The organism is Nocardiopsis sp. SBT366 (assembly GCF_001083815.1).
Classification (GTDB): domain Bacteria; phylum Actinomycetota; class Actinomycetes; order Streptosporangiales; family Streptosporangiaceae; genus Nocardiopsis; species Nocardiopsis prasina.
On sequence record NZ_LAVM01000004.1, the window covers coordinates 110762 to 113162 of the forward strand.

The following is a 2401-nucleotide window of genomic DNA, read 5'->3' on the forward strand; positions in this document are numbered from 1 at the left end:
GGTGTCGGAGAGCTGCCAAAGCACGTGCAGGAGCAGGTCGGTGGCGCTGGTCGCGGGGGGCGTCGGGGAGAGCAACGCCTCACGCACAAGGGTGTCCAGGTCCGGGCGGGAGCCGTCGGGGGCCTCGTACAGGTGGCGCAGGACCCCGGGGAGCAGGTCGGGGCCGGGGGTCCAGGGGGTGGGCGGCTCCGAGCGCGTCAGTTCGCCCCGGGCGTGCTCGATGGTGTGCTCGAATTCCCGGAACCACCAGTCCAGGACCTGTTCGGGCTCGCGCACTCGGAGTTCGAGTCCCGGTGCGGGGCGGGCGTGGGCGTCGTCGATCTCCACCAGGCCCAGGCGCAGGGCCGCGGACCAGGGGACGACGAAGTGGGCGACATCGGCCACCGAATGGAGCCCGCCCAGCCAGGTGGCGCGCTCCGTGACGAGGCTGGGGAGGTCGGGCGGCCAGAGTGCGAACCGGGTGATGGCGGTCCGGGCGTCGTCGATGCCGGGCACCCCGTGCCGAGTGACCGGGGTGCCCGGGGCGCTCCAGCGAGCCAGGCTGAGGGCGTCGCACAGCAGTGGGGAGTCCAGCGCCATCCGGGCGAGGGCGTCGGCGGGGAGCAGTGACACGGGCCTTGCGGCGAGGGGTGGGTGCTCCGGGTTCGACGGGTCATGAGAGGGCATGTCCGCTCCCGGTTTCCTTTCGGGTGTTCGTCTGCGGACTTCGGTACGGGGGGAGTCTCCGCAGGTCTTCGTGAACCCCTCTTGTACCGCCCCCGCGCGGGGTGGCGGGGCGGTTCGCGCAGATCGGTACGAACCCGGGAGGTGGTTGTCCACAGAACGCGGTTCGGGTCCGATGGCGAGGACGGGTCATGTCTAGGCTGGTGGAATGGACCGTCGCACCGCGCTGGAGTCGCATGTCCGATCGATGACCGCCGAACGGGTCGCCGTCCTCCTCACCACCCTGACGGAGGGGGTGGTCCGGTACGCGCGGGCCACACCCCTGACCCTCCTGCACCTGCTACCGATCCTGGCCTACCGCCCGGGGGCCTTCGAACGCCTGACCCTCGCCCACCACCAGGTGCTCTACGCGGCGGTCGGCGTGGTGGAGGACCGCGAACGCCTCCGTGAGACGAGGGCGGACCAGGGGGCGCCGTGGGAGAGGATGCCCGGGCCGGTGGAGCACGAGACGCTGCTGGCGAGACTGGACGCCGACCGCCCCGGGCTGGCGCGGGTCCGGGCGGAGGAGACCGTCGCGGACCTCGTGGACCTGGCGCTGATGTGGCCGGACGGGCGGGACGGATACCACCTTCCCGACGACGCCATCGAGCAGTTCGGCCTGCCTCACGTCCCACCCACGGTCCGGGAGGGCCTGGGCTGGCTCGACCTGGCCGGAGTCCGCAGGGTCGCCCTGACCCTGGGACTGGACCCCACCGGGGAACGCGCCACCCTCACGGACGGGATCGAGGAGGTGCTGGGCGCACCCGAACGCGTCGTGGAGCTGTGCCACGCCGCGCGGCACGATGTCGCCCACCTGCTGCTCGGCCACGCGTTCCTCGGGACCGAGGCACGGACCTTCCTCACCAGGGGAGCCGGAGAGCCGTTCAGCGTTCCGGCGGACGGCACCGGGGACTCCGACCTGGACTGGATGTTCGAACACGGTCTGCTGCTGCCCCCGGAACACCCCGGTGACGGACTCGTCATGCCGAGGGAGGTGGCGTTGGCGGTGCGGGGCGCCCACCCCTGGCCGTTCGAACCCGCGCCGCAGGCGGTGGTGGGGGTCCCGGTAGACCGAATGATGCCGGGCGGAGGCACCGACGTGGCCGAGGGCTCACGCGCGGCGCTGCCCGCCCTGGCCGGGGCGGACGTCCGGCTCCTGGAGGCGGTCGCCGAGCGCCCCCCGAGGTTGCGCGTGGACGGCCTGCTCATGAAGCAGGAGCGGCGGCGGCTCGCCCGGGTGGCCGATGGCGACGAGGACCTGGCCAGGGTCTGGCTGGAGGCCGGTGCGGTCCTGGGACTCCTCACCGTTCACCTCGGCCGGGTGGTTCCGTCCGAACAGGCCGCCGCGTGGAGGGACCTCGACACCGAGACCAGGCTCTCCGCGCTGGCCGAGGCCTGGGCGGGAACGGAGGACGCCGCGCTGTGGTGGCCGGCACCGGAGGGCGGGTCCCTCTCCAGGGTGCGGTCCGGCCGGGCTCGGACACGCTGGGCCCTGGCCTGCGCGCTCAACGACCTGCCCTGGGGGACCAGCACCGGAGTCGTGGGTCACCGGCTGCTGGCCGAACGAGCCGAGGGGCGGGAGCCGCTCACGGGGGCGCGGTGGCTGGTCTCGGCGGTCACCTGGTACCAGCCGTCGGTGGAGGCCGAACCCGACACCGTGGGGCGTGTGCTGCGGGCGCTGAGGGAGGCGGAACTGCTG

General features: G+C 73.4%; 1 protein-coding gene and 1 pseudogene. One reads left to right on the forward strand and one right to left on the reverse strand.

What is annotated here, in order from left to right; genetic code table 11:
- Positions 1-666 (reverse strand): annotated as a pseudogene (locus tag ADX84_RS26525) (hypothetical protein); the annotation flags it as partial.
- Between the two features lie 205 nt (positions 667-871).
- Here ADX84_RS26525 and ADX84_RS02280 point away from each other — a divergent pair.
- Positions 872-2401: hypothetical protein (locus ADX84_RS02280; RefSeq protein WP_234003820.1), on the forward strand; the 1530-nt coding region annotated here is incomplete at its 3' end.